Here is a 17,201-nt window from a genome sequence, read left to right as displayed (position 1 = left end):
GTTGCATGTAAATTTGTCCTGTGAGCCCCGAGAACCCGGTCGACCCCGCCGACGCGATCGCCGCTGCGCTCGCCCGGCTCCGTGGACGACGGATGCCGCGGCCGCCCTGGGATCAGGGCACGCACGGTGGTCCGCACCACTCCCACGGTGAGCCGCCTTGGATGCACGGCGGCCAGCACCAGGGCCGGGGGCACGGAGGACCGCCGCCCTGGCTCGCCGGGGCACGTCTCGGCGGGCCCGCTCGGCTCAGGCTCCTCGATGCGCTGGCCGCGGCATCCGGCCCGCTCACCGTGAGCGAGATCGGCGAAGCCGTCGGAGTCGATCAGCCGCGCGCGTCGCGGCTGGTCCAGCAGGCGGTCGACATGGGCCTCGCCCGGCGGGAGGCCGACCCGGATGACGCCCGTCGCACTCGCGTCGCGCTCACGCCGCAGGGCTCCGCCATCGTCCGAGGGTTCCGCGGCGAACGGCGGGACGCGATCGACACGGCGCTCGCGCCCTTCACCGACGCCGAGCGGACGGAGCTCGCGCGCCTGCTCACCAAGCTCGCGGAGGGCTGGCCGCAGTGATCACCGCCGGCGGCTTCACGGTCAGAAGCTGGTGACGAGGTCGCCCAGCACCGCCTTGAGCTTGGTCGGGTCGGTCGCGTCGTAATAGTGCGCGCCGGTCGCCCCCGAGATCGCCTGGAGCGTCGTGACGTCGGCATCAGCACCGTAGGCAAGCGTGAACACGAGCACGGGGGACTCGTGATGCAGGTCCTGCAGGTCGGCGATCATCCGGTCGACACCGATCGTCGGATGGTTGGTGTCGTTCCTGCCGTCACTGAGCACGACGATCGCCGTGATGCGATCGGGTGACGACGTCTCGGCCTGCTGCGCCGCGAAGGTGTCCACCGCCTGATACAGCGGGGTGTCTCCCATCGAATGCAGCCCATCGAGAGCGCGGAGGAAGTCCTTGCGGGATGTGGCGATGTCGGCAACCGGAGCCACCTCGCCCGGCAGCATCGTGCCGTCTTCGTCCTGAGCGAAGGCCGCGAGCCCGACACTGTCGCCGGCCGTGAAGTGATCGAGGGCGAGCGTGATGGCGTCTTTCGCAGCGGTGAGCTTGGTGTCGGACGCCGAGATCGACTCATCCATCGAGCCCGAGACATCCATCAGGAACAGCACGCTCGCGCGCTTGCGCACCTGCGGGAAGCTCTCGTTCACTGCGGCGACGACATCCTGTCCCGGCAGCGTCAGCCCGCCCTCCGGCGCGGTGGCCAGGTGCGCGGTCTCGGCCACTCCCGGGTCGAGCTCGCCATTCAGGTCTCGGTAGCCCGACGTGCGGACGATCTCCTGGCCCTGCGCGGTGCCCGCGTAGCGGAGGAAGTCCGCCGCGGCATCCGCCTCGTTCTGATCGACCCAGTCGCCGGTCAGGACCACCGCGGGGTTGTCGGCGACGAAGAAGCCGTCCGTCGGGTAGATCGGCACGAGCTGCTCCTTCGGCGGGTCGGCCTCGATGCGGGTGATTCCGTCGCGGCTGGTGATGCCGCGGTTGTAGTCCCACACCGACTTCTCGTCGACGATCACCGCCGAGAGGAAGTCGGCCGCGGATCCGGATGCCTCGGCCTGACGTGCGTGCCAGAGGAAGTGCTCCGGCGTCGCCATGTAATGGCTCGTGGCGAGCTCGTGGTCACGGACGATCGCCTGGATCGCGGGCTCTTCGATCGCCGAGGCCGCTACGTCTGCGACCGAGCCTGCGGCAGTGCCGAAGGATGCGAACATCGCCGCTTCGCCGGATGTCGCCACGAGCGGGCTGGTCTTGCCGAGCTTGAAGCCGCCCCACTCGGGATGGCCCAGATCGCTCCACAGGTCCGCGTCGGAGGCGGCGTCGAAGATGTTCCGCCAGCTCGGCGCCGTGACATCCCACCCGATCGACTCGGCGAGAGGAGCGGGCATCGCGAGCACGACGTTCGAGGTCGCCACACTCACTCCGCCCTCGGGAACGGACGCCGCACCGTTCGCGCGGGCGAGCGAGAGCCAGGTGTGAGAGTCGGGCAGCCAGACGGTCGGGCGCTTGCCGGGGGCGATACCTGCGAAGCCCGCTTCGGCGGCTTCGGCGACGAGCCCGGACTTGTCTCGGGCGGCCTCGACAGCGACGCATGAGCCGTTGATGTCGCGGGGCTGAGAGCTGTAGGCGGCCGCGAGGTTGGCGACCATCTCGGCGTTCTCGAAGGACGACATCACCGTCACCGTGGTGCAGGGTTCGCCGCCGCTCTCAGCCGCCGGCACGTCCTCGGGGAAGACGGTCGGCGTGGCGCTCGGGGTCGGGCTCGCGGTCGACGTCCTGAACGGCTGCGGCATCGCGCTGCCCCCGTCTGCCAAGGCCGAGATCACGAGAGTGCCGACGGAGCCGATCGCCGCGACCAGGGTGACGATGCAGGCGACGCTGACCCAGATGACGAAGCGGCGCTGCCGGGCACGACGCGCGCGGCGACGCTCTTCGATCGCCGACGGCTTCGAACCGCTCATGGTTGCGGCTCGCGTGCGGTGGGGGAAGGGATGACGGCGCGGCGCGCTGCGATGCGCGCGCGGAGCGTGAGCTCAGGCATGGCGGATCCTCAGGTGGGGGGAGACCTGAAGCGGGTCGGGGGACCCGCGAACATCAGCGAGTCGGGTGAATCGCGATGGCACATCCTAGCCCGCCATCCTGGGGACGCCCCCGACCGGGGATCAGCGGACGGCGGTGTTCAGCATCCCGATGACCACAGCGGTCCACCAGCCGGCCTGCGACACGACGGCGCTCCACACGCACCACAGCCTCACCCGCGGCGGGATGGTCGCGAACGGCACGTGCGCGGGCAGTCGAGCGAGCTCTTCCGTGAGCCGCGTCATCGCGATGCCGTTCATCGCCACCAGCAGCACCGCGGCCATCTTGATGACCGTGAGAGGGTCCTCGAGGTTCGGCTGGAGGAACGCACCGCTGGCGAACAGGCCGATGATGCCGAGCCATGCGAGCGGCGAGACCGAGCGCTCGGTGTGCCGGAGGTCGGCAAGCGTGCGTCGCCTCATCATCCACAGCAGGCCGTTGTACTCGAGGAAGACGGCTGCACCGAGTCCGATGATGATCGAGGCCAGGTGTGCGAACAGCATCGTGGCGTGCAGCCACGGAGGCGGGGCCAGCGTCGCGCCGAGCCACAGCGACAGGTAGAGCGCCAGCATGACGCCCCAGTACCCGAGCGCGCGGCGGTGTCGCGCCATCCGTCGGCGCTCGACAAGGGGCATGGTCACGCGCGGACTTCGGCCTCTCACTCGTCGTGGTCTGTGGTGACCCCCCGAGCGAGGGTAGCCGAAAATCCGCGAGCGACTCCCGAGCCCTGTGGACTGCGCTCAGACGGTGCGAGCAGGCACCCGTACGAAGAGCAGCAGCACGAACCCGACTGCCAGCACGAGGGCGATCCCCAGGATGCCGTACAGCGTCTGGTTGGCCGCAGCCGCGATGAAGACGCCCCACAGCAGCGCGGCCATCCAGCTCGCCGCGCGGCCTGTTGTCGCATAGAGCCCGAAGACTTCGCCCTCGTGGCCGATCGGGGTCACTCGAGCGAGGAACGATCGCGAGGCGGCCTGCGCCGGCCCGACGAACATCGCGAGCACGATCCCGGCAGCCCAGAACAGGGGCTTTCCCGCACCGGCCGCGAGGAAGACCGTGACGCAGCACGCGATGATCCCGCCGATGGAGACGAGGATCACCGTCTTCGGTCCGAACCTGTCGTCGAGGCGACCCGCGAAGATGGTCGACACGCCTGCGACGAGATTCAGCACGATGCCGAAGATGACCAGATCGGTGAAGCCGAAGCCGAAGACGCGCGCCGCGATCACCGTTCCGAAGGTGAACACGGCGGCGAGCCCATCACGGTAGACCGCGGACGCGATCAGGAACCAAACGGTGGCGCGGTGCTCGCGCCACAGTCGCCCGATCGAGCGCAAGAGTTCGATGTATCCCGCGAAGAAGTTCACACGCTTCGTGTCGGCCGAGGGCGGTGGTTCGGGCACGTTCCTGAAGATCGGAATGCAGAACACGATCGTCCACACCGTCGCACCGGCGGCTATCCACTGGAACGTGCTCGCCTGAGTGCCGTCGAGCACCCCACTGAGAATCAGTCCGACGACGATCGCGAGAGCGACGATGCCGCCGATGTATCCGAATCCCCAGCCGAGGCCGGAGACCTTGCCGACGGTCTTCGGCGTCGACACCGAGACGAGGAGCGCGTTGTAGCTGGCGCCGGCGATCTCGCCCACGATGCTGCCGAAAGCGATCATTGCGACGCCGAACCAGAACAGCGACGGGGCGCCGCCGATGAATGCCATCGCCAACTGGCAGGCGATCAGCAGTCCGGTGAAGATCCCCAGGGTCAGCTTGCGTCGCCCGGTGGCGTCTGCTCGCTGCCCGAGAACGGGTGCGAGCAGCGCGATGAGAATGCCCGCGACCATGATTCCCCAGCCGAGGTTCGCATCCAGTGCGCCGAGTGCACGACAGTAGTCGGTGGCGGCGTTCGCTGAGGTGTCGCAGTCGATCTCGACCCCGCTCACCGTCCCGGAGGCGGCGACCGCAGGATCGAGGAAGAACGGCGACACGAGGAAGCTGGGTACCCAGACGAAGGTGAGCAGCACCGAGTTGAAAGGCTGCGTCGCCCAGTCCCACATGGCCCACGAGATGACCCGCTTGCGGGGGATCGGCGCGTCGTCGGTGCTGTCTTGGAACAGTGCGCTCATCGCCGCCGTCGACAGATTGGGCGACGCCACTTTGGGGACGACGGGCGGGTCGGGCTCACTCATGTCGGTCACGCTGGGGCCCTTCGGTGAACGGCGGGTGGCGCCGTGCCCTGCCGCGACACTGCGGCGCGCCCAGGCTATGCGAGCCGATCGTCTCGCCGCCACATTCGTGCGTCAGACGCGCCATTCGCGCTCGAGGATGCCGTAGGTGCCGGTGTCGGTCCACTCGCCCTTCAGCCACATGTGCTCGACGAGATGGGCCTCGCGCCGCATCCCGAGTCGCTCGCACACCCGGACGGACGCCGTGTTCCGCGGGTCGAGCTCGGCGTAGACGCGGTGGAGGTCCAGCTCGCCGAATGCGAGATCGAGCAGCACCTCCGCGCACTCGCGGGCGTACCCCTGCCCCTGGAACCGGGGCGACACGAGCCATCCGATCTCGGCGGTGCGGTCATCGACCGACGTGAGGTGGAAGTACATCGTGCCGATCAGCAGATCGTCGGCGTCGCGGAGGCGGATCGCGGGCTGCAGGTAGTCGCCGACCCGCTCGAGTCGCGTCTTCGCCGAGTCGCGCTCGAGCGCGGCGGCGACCTCCTCCGCCGACCGCGCGTCATAGAGCAGGTATCGGCATACCGCGGGATCTGACTGGATCGCGTAAAGGGCGTCGAAGTCCGCGTCGTCGCGCAGGGGATCGAGCCTCACGCGCGCACCTTCGAGGGGATGGAAATCCCATGGGAGAGCCATGCGCCCATCATCCACCCCATCCGTCGGCGTTCGGAGCTGACGCCGGATGGTGCGCAGTCGGGGTGCCCGCGTACCATTGCGCCGAACACCACTGCAAGCCCCGGGTCGATCGCATCGGGCTTCCCTGCCACGGGGGGAGCCCACCTCGAATGGAGTGCACCTCGTGGACATCTCGCACCAGGCTCGGCCGTTTCTCCTCGATCGTCGTCAGCTGCTCGCGTTCGGTACGGCTGCTGCGGCCGGCGCCGCTGCCTCGGTGGTCCTCGGCAATCCCGCTCCCGCCGCAGCGGCCTCCGTGCCCCTACCGATGGCGAGCTGGAATTTCGCCGAGAGCGCGGCCCCGTACGCGTCCGGTATCGCCGGAGCGCCCGCGCTGAAGCAGGGCTGGAGATCCACGGCGGTGCGAATCTCGACTCCTTTCGGGGGCGGAGTGCAGTTCAACGGTATGAACGACTACCTCGTCGTGCCGGCGGCGTTCGTCGGCCGGTTGAATGTGGGGGCGACGACGAACGCGGTGACGGTCGCGGCGTGGGTCTACAGCAGCGACACGAACAACGCCCTGATCGCGGGATGCTGGCAGGAGTCTCGCGCCGATCCCCGGCGCTCGTATGCGCTGTTCAACGACCTGCCGATGTACGGGGGCGACGACATGGTGTGCATGGAGGTGTCGAAGGGCGGCGGAGCCACGCCCGGCTACCCCTTCTCGATCGACTATGCGGCAGAGCCGCGCAAGATCACGCGAGGGATATGGCAGTTCCACGTCGGCACGTACGACGGGGCGAAGGCCGTCGCGTACCTCGACGGCCGGACGACCCCTTATCCCTCGTACACCGATTCACACGGAGCGACCTACGCGCGCAACCCCTACCTGTACCCGGACGGACTCAACGCCGCCGCGACGGATTTCATGGTCGGGGCCGTCAAGCGAGACGGCAGCCTGATCAACCGGCACAAAGGTGCGATCGCCCGGCTGCGGGTCTGGAACTCCGCGCTCACGGGGGCTCAGGTGGGCGCGCTCTACGCCGCCGAGAAGGCTGCGCTGGGCTGAGCATCTCGGAGCCGTGCCCCCATGGCCGCCTCATGGAAGGGCGTGAGGTTCGAAGCCGACCGCGCGGGCGGTGCATGATGGTCGCATGCCAGTCCACGTCGAACGTGTCGAGCTGCCGGGAATCGGCGTGCGCCACGACATCCTCACCGTCGACGGCCGACGCCTGTCGGTCGTCAGCTTCCGAGACGGGGGGCGCGAGCTCGCGCTCAGCGACGAGGACGATCCCGATCGCGCAGACGAGACGATCGAACTGACGGATGACGAGGCCACCGCCCTCTCGGAAGTGCTGGGTGGCACGCTCCTGCTGACTCAGCTCGCCGGGCTGCGCGAGCAGGTCGCCGGGCTCCACATGGAGCAGATCCCGGTGAGAGCGGACTCACCCTACGTGGGTCGGACTCTTGGTGACACCAGAGCTCGAACGCTGACGCGCTGCTCCGTCGTCGCGATCATCCGTGATGTCGGCGTCATCCCGGCACCCGTGCCGGCCGACCGCCTGAGCAGCGGCGACGCACTCGTCGCGGTGGGCACTCGCGAGGGATTGGACAAGCTCGTCCGCATCATCGCGGGCGGCTGAGTCGTCCTATGGACCAAGACGCGCTCGTCCTCATCGAGATCGGCGCGCTCCTCCTCGGCATCGGCCTGCTCGGACGGCTCGCCGCACGCATCGGCATCTCGCCCATTCCCCTCATCCTGCTCGGCGGTCTCGCGTTCGGCGAAGGCGGATTCTTCCCGATCTCGGCCGGCGACGACTTCATCGAGATCGGCGCGGAGATCGGCGTCATCCTGCTCCTGGTGATGCTGGGCCTCGAATACAACGCGGTCGAGCTCGTCGGCACACTCAAGACGTCGCGATTCGCAGGCGTCGTCGACATGCTGCTCAACGCCGCGCCCGGGGCGATCATCGGCTTCCTGCTCGGCTGGGGTCCGGTCGGGGCGGTCGCGCTCGCGGGTGTCACGTGGGTCTCGTCGTCCGGGGTGGTCGCGAAAGTCCTGCAGGATCTCGGCCGCCTCACGAACCGCGAGACGCCCGTCGTGCTGTCGGTGCTCGTCATCGAAGACCTCGCCATGGCGTTCTACCTGCCGCTTCTGACTGCCCTGCTGATCGGTGCGGATCTGGGAGCCGGAGTCGTCAGCGTCGCACTCGCACTCGCCTCGGTGCTCGTCATCCTGTACTTCGCCCTGCGCCACGGTGCGATGGTGTCGAAGCTGGTGTGGTCAAAGAACGCCGAGGTGCTCCTGCTGTCAGTGCTCGGGCTGACGCTGCTCGTCGCCGGCCTGGCAGCACAGGCGCAGGTATCGGCGGCCGTCGGCGCCTTCCTCGTGGGAATCGCGATCTCGGGGCCGGTCGCCGAGCACGCCACGCGGGTGCTCACGCCGTTGCGCGACCTCTTCGCGTCGGTCTTCTTCCTGTTCTTCGGGCTGTCGACAGATCCACGCGATCTCGTCCCCGTGCTCATCCCCGCCGTGATCCTCGCCGTCGTCACGATGGGCACGAAGGTGCTGACGGGCTACATCGCCGCGCGACGCGCGGGCATCGGTGAAGCCGGCCGGTGGCGCGCCGGGTTCGTGCTGACCCCGCGCGGCGAGTTCTCCATCGTGATCGCCGGGCTGGCCGTCGGATCGGGCGTCGACCGCTCACTGGCGGCGCTGGCGACTGCGTACGTCCTGATGACGATCGTGGCCGGCCCGATCCTCGCCCGTATCCCCGAGACGAAGGGATTCACGCGCTGGACCAAGCGCCGTCAGGCGGACCGCCGTGCCCGCCAGGCGGCGAAGTCGCCGTCCTGAGGAGGGACGTGACTCGGCGGATTCGCCCTCGGGAAGGTCGTCATCCCGCGTCGTCCGGCCTGGTCGCCTCCTCGAGCAGCTCGAGGACGTGCCGGTACTCGCTGCCGGTGGCACGGGTCATGCCGAGCTCGCACGTCCGATTGCACGACGCGTGCGCATCGGCTCCGAGGGCTCGGACCTCTGCCGCCTCCGCCGCCGTCGCCGATGCCGTGAGTTCGGGGTGGAGCATCCCGCGGTCCCCCGCGAAACCGCAGCATCCCCACGCGTCCGGCACCGAGACGGAGCCCGCGACGGCATCCGCGACCACGCGCAGCGCGGGATCGAGCCCCATCTGCGTCGACGAGCAGGTCGGGTGCAGCACCAGCGATCCCACAACCGGAGTGATCGGGCCCAGCGTCGGCAGCACCTCACGGGCGACGAACGCGACCGCATCCTCGGTCCGCCACCCCAGCGCCGCATCCTCGAAGATGTGCGCGAAGCCTTCCGTGCAGCTCGCGGCGTCGCTCACGATCGGCAGCCGGCCGTCGCGCGATGCCTTGCGCACCGCCCTCACCACTCGTTCCGCCATCACGTCGCGACCACCCGTGAACCCCTTCGACGTCCAGGGCGTGCTGCAGCACATCGCCTCGATCCCCTCGGGCACCACCACCCGGACGCCGGCGCGCTCGATGAGCCGTACGAACGCCTCGGTCGCGCCGACGCCGTCACCCGCCGGACCGAACATGCTGTTGACGCACGCGGGAAGGTAGACCGCGACCGCGTCGCCGGTGCCTGAGCCGAGACTCCCCGCCCGCGATCGGCGTGCCTGCCCTCCGCCCGGAAGATCCGCCGCGTACTCGGGCACGGTGTCGGCGCCCAGTGCGCCGCGACCGACCGTCGTGGCGGCCTTCACGAGACCCACGGGCACCGTGTCTGCGACCGACAGGGCGACCGAACCGGCACGCGTCACGGGCCCCCACGCCCTCGCGGCCGCCTTCCATCCGGCGGCGAGCACGGGGTTCGCATCCTCTCGGCGCAGGCGCTTGACGAGCTGCCCGGTGTTGATGAGCACCGGGCACGCGGTCACGCACATCCCGTCGACGGCGCAGGTGTCGATGCCGGAATAGTCGTAGTCGCGGTCGAGCTCCTTCGCGAGGGCGTGGTCGCCGGAAGCGTCTGCCCTCGCCATCGCACGGCGCACGACGATGCGCTGCCGGGGCGTGAGGGTGAGGTCCTTCGACGGGCACACGGGCTCGCAGTATCCGCACTCGACGCAGCGGTCGGCCTCGATCTCGATGGGCTCGGCGTGTTTGAAGTCCCGCAGGTAAGCGGTGGGATCGTCTTCGATGATGACGCCGGGGTTGAGGATGCCGGTGGGATCGCACAGCCGCTTGAGCTCACGCATCACCGCGTACAGCTCGTCGCCGTACTGGCGGCGGACGAACGGCGCCATCACGCGACCCGTGCCGTGCTCTGCCTTGAGGTTGCCTCCGGCTTCGAGCACGACATCCACCATGCGCTCCGTGAACCCGGCGAACCGTGCCATCGCCTCGTCTCCTTCGAAGCGGTCGGTGAGCATGAAGTGGATGTTGCCGTCCTTGGCATGGCCGAAGATGACACTGTCCCGATACGCGTAGCGGTCGAACAGCCCCTGCAGCGCTTCGCAGGTCTGCGCGAGAGTCGGCACCGGCACGACGATGTCTTCGAGGAGGGCCGTCGTACCGGGTGGTCGCGCACCCGCGACGGACGTGTAGAGGCCCTTGCGGAGCTTCCACGCGAGTGCGCGGTCCTTCGTATCCGTCGACAGGGCGGCGGGGCTGCGCAGCGGCAGCTCCGAGAGCGTCTTGGCGGCGCGGGCTGCGAGGCCGGCGAGCCGTTCGGGGTCCGCGGCCTGGTATTCGATCAGGAGCGCCGCCTCGCTCGTGACATCGAAGCCGAGGATCTGCGGCGGGGCGTCGGCGAACGATTGGCCGACGAGCAGGCTGGTCGCGTCCATGAGCTCGAGCGTCGTGGCGCCCGTCGCCACGAGCTCGGGGAGCGCACGGGTCGCCTGGTCGAGGGTCGGGAACACGGCGAGCGCCGTCGTGATCTCGCGCATGAGCGGCACGGTGCGATAGGTCGCTTCGGCGACGAACGCCAGCGTTCCCTCGCTCCCGATGATGAGGTGCACGAGCAGCTGGACCGGCGACTCGAAGTCGAGGAAGGCGTTGACGCCGTAGCCCATCGTGTTCTTCATTGCGAACTGGCGCTCGACGATCGCGACCGACTCCGTGTTCTCGCGCACGCGCCGCCCGAGGCGGAGGAGTCCCTCGAACAGCTCAGGCTCGTGCTCCTTGAGGTGGGCGTCTGCTGCGGGTCCTGCGCTGTCGACGATCGTCCCCGACGGCAGCACGAAGACCATCGACTCGAGTGTGCGATACGTGTTCTCGACGATGCCGCACGCCATGCCGCTCGAGTTGTTCGCCACGACGCCACCGATCGTGCAGGCGGCCTCGCTCGCGGGATCGGGGCCGAGCCGGTAGCCGTGCCGCAGCAGTCGCATGTTCACCTGCCGAACCGTGGCGCCCGGCTGGACCCGTACGCGGGCACCGCCATCGAGCACGTCGATCCGGCGGAACGCCTGTCGCGTGTCGATGAGGATGTCGTCGCCGGACGACTGTCCAGACAGGCTCGTGCCGCCGGACCGGAACGTCACATGCGATCCGCTCGCCGAGGCCGCGCGCAGGATGGCGGCCACCTCTTCGGCGCTCTCGGCGACGATGACGGCGTTCGGCGTGAGGAGGAAGTGCGAGGCGTCGCTCGCGTACGCGACGCGATCGATCGCCCTGGTCTTGATCCGGGATGCCTCGGCCACCGCCTCGGCGACTTCGGCTCGCACATGGCCGGCCGGGATCGTGCCGGCCCGCGTGCGGTCGGCGTCGGTGGTCCCGGCGTTCGGTTCCGCGGTCACGGCGCGACCGGAACCATCCACCCGAGCAGGGGAGTCGATTGCAGATAGACCAAGCCGGTGAACACGACGAGCAGCCCCAGGCTCCACCAGACGAGCTTTCGGAACAGGTCGCCCTCCTTGCCCGCCATGGATGCCGCGGCTGCCGCGACGGCGAGGTTCTGAGGCGACAGCATCTTGCCGAGCACGCCTGCCGACGAGTTCGCGGCTGCCGCCAGGATCGGGCTGATGCCGACCTGCTCCGCGGTCGTCGCCTGCAGCAGTCCGAACAGCGCGTTCGATGACGTGTCGGAGCCGGTGATGGCCACGCCGAGCCACCCGATCGCAGGCGAGAGCACGATGAAGAAGGCGCCTGTGGCCGCCAGCGCCGCGCCCAGGCTCTGCGTCTGACCGGACAGGTTCATGACGTACGCGAGGGCGAGGACCGCCGTGACCGTGACGATCGTGAACCGCAGCTGGTGGAGAGTGGCGGCGTACGCGGCGACCGCGCGGCGGAACGACACGCGGTAGGCGAGCGCGACGATGATGCCCGAGATGAGCAGCAGCGTACCGCCGGTGCCGAGGAGGTTGAGCTTGTACTCCGTGCCGACCGGGTTGCCCGCGGCATCCGTGATCGACAGCTCCGGCCACGGGAAGTGGATCGTCGTCGTCTCGGCGATCCAGAGCTTGACGACGGGGATCTGCGAGATCGAGAAGACGATGATGATGACGACGTAGGGCATGACGGCGTTCCAGGTCAGCCGGGCCTTCGTGTAGAGCGACTGGTCGACCTTCACGGCCTCGCCGACCTGCACGAGCGTCGCCGAGGTCGCGGTTCCCGTTCGGGGACCGCCGCCCGCCGTCTCGGAGCCCTCGGCGCGGTCGAAGGCGATCGTGTGTGCAGGCTTCCACACGCGGAGCATGAGCAGCACCGCGATCACCGTGACGACCGAGGCGACGACATCCGTGATCTCTACGGCGATGAAGTTGGACGTCACGAACTGCGCGATCGCGAACGAGAGCCCCGCGACGACCGCGATGGGCCAGGTCTGACGGATGCCGCGCCGGCCGTCGACGATGAACACGAGGATGAGCGGCACGAACGCCGCGAGGAACGGGGTCTGGCGCCCCGCCATCTGCGAGAGCAGGTGGATGTCGATTCCGGTGACCCCGGAGAGGGCGATGATGGGCGCGGCCATGGCGCCGAAGGCGACGGGTGCGGTGTTCGCCAGGAGCGACACGACGGCCGCCTTGACGGGCTTCATGCCGGCGGCCATGAGCATGGCGATCGAGATCGCGACGGGCGCCCCGAAGCCGGCCAGCGATTCGAGCAGCGCGCCGAAGCAGAATGCGACGAGGATCGCAAGGATCCGCTGGTCGTCGCTGATCGCCCGGATCCGCTCGCCGAGCACTTCGAACCAGCCTGTGACCACGGTGAGCCGGTACACCCACAGCGCGTTCACGAGGATCCAGAGGATCGGGATGATGCCGTACAGCGCACCCTCGACCGTCGCGCTCGCGGTCTGAACCGCAGGCATCTGCCACACGACGATCGCGAGCAGGATCGACAGCGTGAGCCCCACGAGCGAGGCCTTCCAGGCTTTGACGCGGAACACCCCGAGGAGGATGAACAGCGTCACGAGGGGGATGACCGCGACGAGCGCGGAGAAGAACAGCGACCCGAACACGGGGTCGAGGATCTGTTGGAACACGGGGAACTCTCCTTCGAGCCGCGCCATCATGCGCGTCATCGTCGCATCCGAGTCATTCTAGTCCTCCTATTGTCAGACAAGTAGACAAGTCTGTCAAGTGCTCACGGTAGACAATGGCGGCTAATATTGGATGCAGAAGGTGCTCGCGGGCGCATGCACACAGGAGGTCCGGATGCCGAGGGTTGCCGCCGTCTCGATCATCGACGCCGTCACAGCCGACCTTCGTCGGCGCGTGCTGGCGGGAGAACTCGAACCCGACACGCCTCTGGCGGAGGTCGAGATCGCCGACTTCTACGACGTCGCTCGCCCCACGGCGAAGGCCGCGATCGAGAATCTCGTGCGCGAACGGCTCCTCGAGCGGAGCGCCCACAAGACCGCCCGTGTCATGCGACTGACGCTCGAGGACGTTCGCGACATCTACCGCGCACGCTCGATCATCGAGGCAGAGGTTCTTCGGCGCCTCGCCGCCGACCGCCTCGTGCCCGCAGCCGCCCGCGCTGCCAATGCCGAGATCGCCGCCCTCGCCGGCGCCTCGCCGCGCGAGATCGTCGATCCCGACATGCGATTCCATCGGAGTCTCGTGGACGCACTCGACAGTGAGCGGACCAGTTGGGTCTACGAGTCCCTCGCATCGGAGGTCGTGTTCTGCATGTCGCAGGTGCAGGGCGCCTCGCTCCTGCCGACGAGCACGATCGCTGCCGAGCACGATCGCCTGCTCGAACTCATCGAGCTCGGGCAGGGCGAGGCGGCAGCAGAACTGCTCGCGGTCCACCTCGGCCGCGCGCGGGAGCGCCTGGTCGAGCGCCTCGGCGGTCAGCCGGGCCCGGAGGCGGCTGCCCCGATCGACATCTGACGCCGTCGCGACCTCGACCTGAGGCGGCGTTCTTCCGGCACGATAGGCTCGCGGGCATGTCCGCGGATGACGTCACCGGAGCGGCCGGTGCGGATGCCGCAGGCGAAGCATCCGCGCAGCCCGAGCAGCCGGCATCCCGACCTCTGGCCAGAGGGCGCAGGCGTGGCCGCTCCGAGCGGTCGCTCGAGCGGATCGCCGAATTCGAGGGCGGCGACGACGCGTTCGTCATGTACTTCAAGGAGCGCGTCTACGCCACGTTCACCGGACTCGCGATCGTGCTGGTGGTGAACGCGAACGACCATTCCGATCCGGAGCACGCGCTGTTCGCGCTGCTGCTCGGCGTGTTGGGCATCACCGCGGCGGGGTTCGTCTCGGAGGTCATCTCGCACCTCGCGGTGCATCGGGAGTTCCCCCGCAGGCAGGACCTCGCGATCATGCTGCGGATCGCCGGTGGTGCACTGAGCACGGTCACGGTCCCCGGCATCCTCCTGGTGCTGGCGTGGGTCGGGGTCATGCAGCTGCCCACGGCGCTGCGTGCCTCGTCGATCGTGTACATCGCGACCCTCGGGCTGATCGGCTGGTTCGCCGTGCGCCGGTCCCGCCTGGAGTGGTGGAAGCAGCTGTTGGCACTGGGCCTGCTCGTCGCCCTCGGGTTCGCCGTCGTCGGCCTGCAGATACTCGCCCACGCTGCGTGATCCCGGTTGCTGAAAGTTGAGTCCATGTGGCTCAACTCTATTTGACAGGTCTGATGTGGGTGGATAGCCTTGAGTCACCACGGCTCAACCCGTTCGAAACGGTCGGGTCGCACCACGGATTTTCCACGAAACCACGGGCTGCGCTGTCCGCTCAGCCCACAACAAGGAGAGATACACATGGCACGTGCTGTTGGAATCGACCTCGGTACGACCAACTCGGTCGTCAGCGTCCTCGAGGGCGGCGAGCCCAAGGTGATCGCGAATGCCGAGGGCTTCCGCACGACACCGTCGGTCGTCGCGTTCACCAAGGACGGAGAGGTGCTCGTCGGCGAGACCGCCAAGCGCCAGGCCGTCACCAACGTCGACCGCACCGTCTCGAGCGTCAAGCGCCACATGGGCACCGACTGGGGCTTCCAGGTCGACGGCAAGAAGTGGACTCCTCAGGAGATCTCGGCCCGCATCCTGCAGAAGCTCAAGCGTGACGCGGAGCAGTACCTGGGTGACGCCGTGGCGGATGCCGTCATCACCGTGCCCGCGTACTTCAACGACGCCGAGCGCCAGGCCACCAAGGAGGCCGGCGAGATCGCGGGCCTCAACGTCCTGCGCATCATCAACGAGCCGACCGCGGCGGCGCTGGCGTACGGCCTCGACAAGGGCAAGGAGGACGAGCTCATCCTCGTCTTCGACCTCGGCGGCGGAACCTTCGACGTCTCGCTGCTCGAGGTGGGCAAGGACGACGACTTCTCGACGATCCAGGTGCGCTCCACCGCCGGCGACAACCGCCTCGGCGGCGACGACTGGGACCAGCGCCTCGTCGACTACTTCATCAAGCAGTTCAAGGACACCACCGGCGTCGACGTCTCAGGCGACAAGATCGCGCTGCAGCGGCTCAAAGAGGCCGCAGAGCAGGCGAAGAAGGAGCTCTCCTCGTCGACGAGCACCAGCGTCAACCTGCCGTACCTGTCGCTGACCGACAGCGGTCCGGTGTCGCTGTCCGAGACGATCACCCGCGCCAAGTTCGAGGACCTCACCAAGGACCTCCTCGACCGCACCAAGAAGCCGTTCGAGGACGTCATCCGCGAGGCCGGCATCAAGGTCGGCGACATCGACCACGTCGTGCTCGTGGGTGGATCCACCCGCATGCCCGCCGTCGCCGAGCTCGTCAAGCAGGAGGCCGGCAAAGAGGCGAACAAGGGCGTCAACCCCGATGAGGTCGTCGCCGTCGGCGCTGCTCTGCAGGCCGGTGTGCTGAAGGGCGAGCGCAAGGACGTCCTGCTCATCGACGTGACCCCCCTGAGCCTCGGCATCGAGACCAAGGGCGGCATCATGACGAAGCTCATCGAGCGCAACACCGCCATCCCGACCAAGCGCAGCGAGACCTTCACGACCGCCGACGACAACCAGCCGTCGGTCGCGATCCAGGTGTTCCAGGGCGAGCGCGACTTCACCCGCGACAACAAGCCGCTCGGAACCTTCGAGCTCACCGGCATCGCCCCGGCCCCCCGCGGCATCCCGCAGGTCGAGGTCACCTTCGACATCGACGCCAACGGCATCGTGCACGTGTCCGCAAAGGACAAGGGCACCGGCAAGGAGCAGTCGATGACGATCACGGGCGGCTCGTCGCTGGCGAAGGAAGACATCGAGCGCATGGTGCGCGAGGCCGAAGAGAACGCAGCCGACGACAAGAAGCGTCGCGAGTCCGCCGAGACCCGCAACCAGGCCGAGACCCTCGCCTACTCGATCGACAAGCTGATCAGGGACAACGCCGACAAGCTGCCCACCGAGGTGAAGGACTCCGTTCAGGCGGATGTGGACGCGCTCAAGGCTGCGCTCGCAGGCGAGGACGACGACGCGGTGAAGACCGCGTACGACAAGCTCAACCAGAGCCAGTCGCAGCTGGGCGAAGCCATCTACCAGTCCTCCCAGGCGGCGGGCGAGAACCCTGACCCCGCGGCGAACGAGCCGGGTGCCGGCAATGTCCCGAACCCCGAAGAGGATGTCATCGACGCCGAGGTCGTCGACGACGAAGACGAGAAGCCGTCGGCCGGCTCAGGGGAGTCGAGGTAGCCATGGCGAAGAAGGGCTTCGAAGAGCCTGAGGGTCCGCAGGATCCGGGGCGCGGCGAAGATCTCCCCGCAGCCGAGGGTGCGGAGGCGCCGGCGCAGCCCGCCGGCGCCTCCGGCCCGGACGCGCCGGAAGAGCTGACCGTCGACCACATCCTGGGCGCGGCTCAGAACGCGGATGCCGCCGCCGAGGACGCGGTACTGGCAGACCTCGAGTCGCAGCTGCTGAACGACCTCAAGCGCCTGCAGGCGGAGTACGCCAACTACCGGCGCCGCACCGAGGAGCAGCGCGAGCTCGAGATCGAGCGCGCGCAGGGGGCAGTCGCGAAGGGGCTGCTTCCGGTGCTCGACGACCTCGACCGCGCCGAGAAGCATGGCGACCTCGAAGAAGGCACGCCGTTCTCGGCGATCGCGGACAAGGTCCGCGGCGTCGCGGAGCGGATGGGCCTGTCGACCTACGGCGCCGCCGGTGAGGTCTTCGACCCGCAGCAGCACGAGGCGATCTTCCAGGCTCCCACCCCGGGAGTCACCCAGCCGACGGTGCTCGAGGTCGTCGAGACCGGCTACCGCCTGGGTTCCGTCGAACTGCGTCCTGCGAAGGTCGTCGTCGCCGTGCCGGCAGACCCGTCGACGAGCTCAGGGGCCTGA

14 protein-coding genes are annotated in these 17,201 nt (G+C 68.6%); 8 read left to right on the top strand and 6 right to left on the bottom strand.

Features of this window, described 5'->3' with window-relative positions; all coding sequences use genetic code 11:
• The first annotated feature begins 20 nt into the window (after positions 1–20).
• Positions 21–566: a MarR family winged helix-turn-helix transcriptional regulator gene (locus ABD188_RS03335; RefSeq protein WP_344058507.1), complete on the top strand. Its 546-nt coding sequence runs from the start codon at positions 21–23 to the stop codon at positions 564–566.
• Positions 567–587: 21 nt separating this feature from the next.
• Here the strand turns inward: ABD188_RS03335 and ABD188_RS03330 are convergent, their stop codons facing one another.
• From ABD188_RS03330 to ABD188_RS03315, 4 genes are all read right to left on the bottom strand, one after another.
• Entirely contained in the window at positions 588–2,507 is a 1,920-nt protein-coding gene (locus ABD188_RS03330) for a vWA domain-containing protein (protein WP_344058505.1), read from the bottom strand.
• Positions 2,508–2,708: 201 nt separating this feature from the next.
• The gene (locus tag ABD188_RS03325) at positions 2,709–3,266 is read right to left on the bottom strand and encodes a hypothetical protein (protein WP_344058503.1); all 558 of its coding nucleotides are present in this window, start codon (positions 3,264–3,266) and stop codon (positions 2,709–2,711) included.
• A gap of 99 nt (positions 3,267–3,365) precedes the next feature.
• Entirely contained in the window at positions 3,366–4,811 is a 1,446-nt protein-coding gene (locus tag ABD188_RS03320) for an MFS transporter (RefSeq protein ID WP_344058501.1), read from the bottom strand.
• A 111-nt stretch (positions 4,812–4,922) separates the two neighbouring features.
• On the bottom strand, positions 4,923–5,447 hold the full coding sequence (locus ABD188_RS03315; protein WP_344058499.1) for a GNAT family N-acetyltransferase: 525 nt from the start codon (positions 5,445–5,447) through the stop codon (positions 4,923–4,925).
• Positions 5,448–5,652: 205 nt separating this feature from the next.
• Here ABD188_RS03315 and ABD188_RS03310 point away from each other — a divergent pair, with 205 nt between their 5' ends.
• From ABD188_RS03310 to ABD188_RS03300, 3 genes are all read left to right on the top strand, one after another.
• Positions 5,653–6,537: a LamG-like jellyroll fold domain-containing protein gene (locus ABD188_RS03310; RefSeq protein WP_344058497.1), complete on the top strand. Its 885-nt coding sequence runs from the start codon at positions 5,653–5,655 to the stop codon at positions 6,535–6,537.
• Between the two features lie 85 nt (positions 6,538–6,622).
• The gene (locus ABD188_RS03305; protein ID WP_344058495.1) at positions 6,623–7,111 is read left to right on the top strand and encodes a cation:proton antiporter regulatory subunit; all 489 of its coding nucleotides are present in this window, start codon (positions 6,623–6,625) and stop codon (positions 7,109–7,111) included.
• An 8-nt stretch (positions 7,112–7,119) separates the two neighbouring features.
• A complete protein-coding gene (locus tag ABD188_RS03300; protein ID WP_344058493.1) occupies positions 7,120–8,325 on the top strand; it encodes a cation:proton antiporter in 1,206 nt (401 codons plus the stop codon).
• 40 nt (positions 8,326–8,365) lie between these two features.
• Here the strand turns inward: ABD188_RS03300 and ABD188_RS03295 are convergent, their stop codons facing one another.
• Positions 8,366–11,182, bottom strand: coding sequence for an FAD-binding and (Fe-S)-binding domain-containing protein (locus tag ABD188_RS03295; protein WP_344066838.1), 2,817 nt, complete (start codon positions 11,180–11,182; stop codon positions 8,366–8,368).
• 68 nt (positions 11,183–11,250) lie between these two features.
• Positions 11,251–12,981 carry an L-lactate permease gene (locus ABD188_RS03290; protein ID WP_344058491.1) on the bottom strand — a complete coding sequence of 577 codons (1,731 nt, stop codon included), beginning with the start codon at positions 12,979–12,981 and terminating at the stop codon, positions 11,251–11,253.
• Positions 12,982–13,114: 133 nt separating this feature from the next.
• Between ABD188_RS03290 and ABD188_RS03285 the strand changes: the two genes are divergently transcribed.
• The 4 genes from ABD188_RS03285 to ABD188_RS03270 all read left to right on the top strand — a co-directional run bounded on the left by ABD188_RS03285 (position 13,115) and on the right by ABD188_RS03270 (position 17,201).
• Positions 13,115–13,795, top strand: coding sequence for a GntR family transcriptional regulator (locus ABD188_RS03285; RefSeq protein WP_344058489.1), 681 nt, complete (start codon positions 13,115–13,117; stop codon positions 13,793–13,795).
• 56 nt (positions 13,796–13,851) lie between these two features.
• Positions 13,852–14,490 carry a hypothetical protein gene (locus tag ABD188_RS03280; protein ID WP_344058487.1) on the top strand — a complete coding sequence of 213 codons (639 nt, stop codon included), beginning with the start codon at positions 13,852–13,854 and terminating at the stop codon, positions 14,488–14,490.
• A 177-nt stretch (positions 14,491–14,667) separates the two neighbouring features.
• A complete protein-coding gene (gene dnaK / locus ABD188_RS03275) occupies positions 14,668–16,557 on the top strand; it encodes a molecular chaperone DnaK (protein ID WP_344058485.1) in 1,890 nt (629 codons plus the stop codon).
• A 2-nt stretch (positions 16,558–16,559) separates the two neighbouring features.
• Positions 16,560–17,201, top strand: a complete 642-nt coding sequence (locus ABD188_RS03270; RefSeq protein ID WP_344058483.1) for a nucleotide exchange factor GrpE — start codon at positions 16,560–16,562, stop codon at positions 17,199–17,201.

Origin of the sequence: Microbacterium pumilum (assembly GCF_039530225.1) — a bacterium.
Lineage (GTDB): Bacteria > Actinomycetota > Actinomycetes > Actinomycetales > Microbacteriaceae > Microbacterium > Microbacterium pumilum.
The sequence above is the reverse complement of the archived record's forward strand: the minus strand, read 5'-3'. Positions and strand labels throughout refer to the sequence as shown.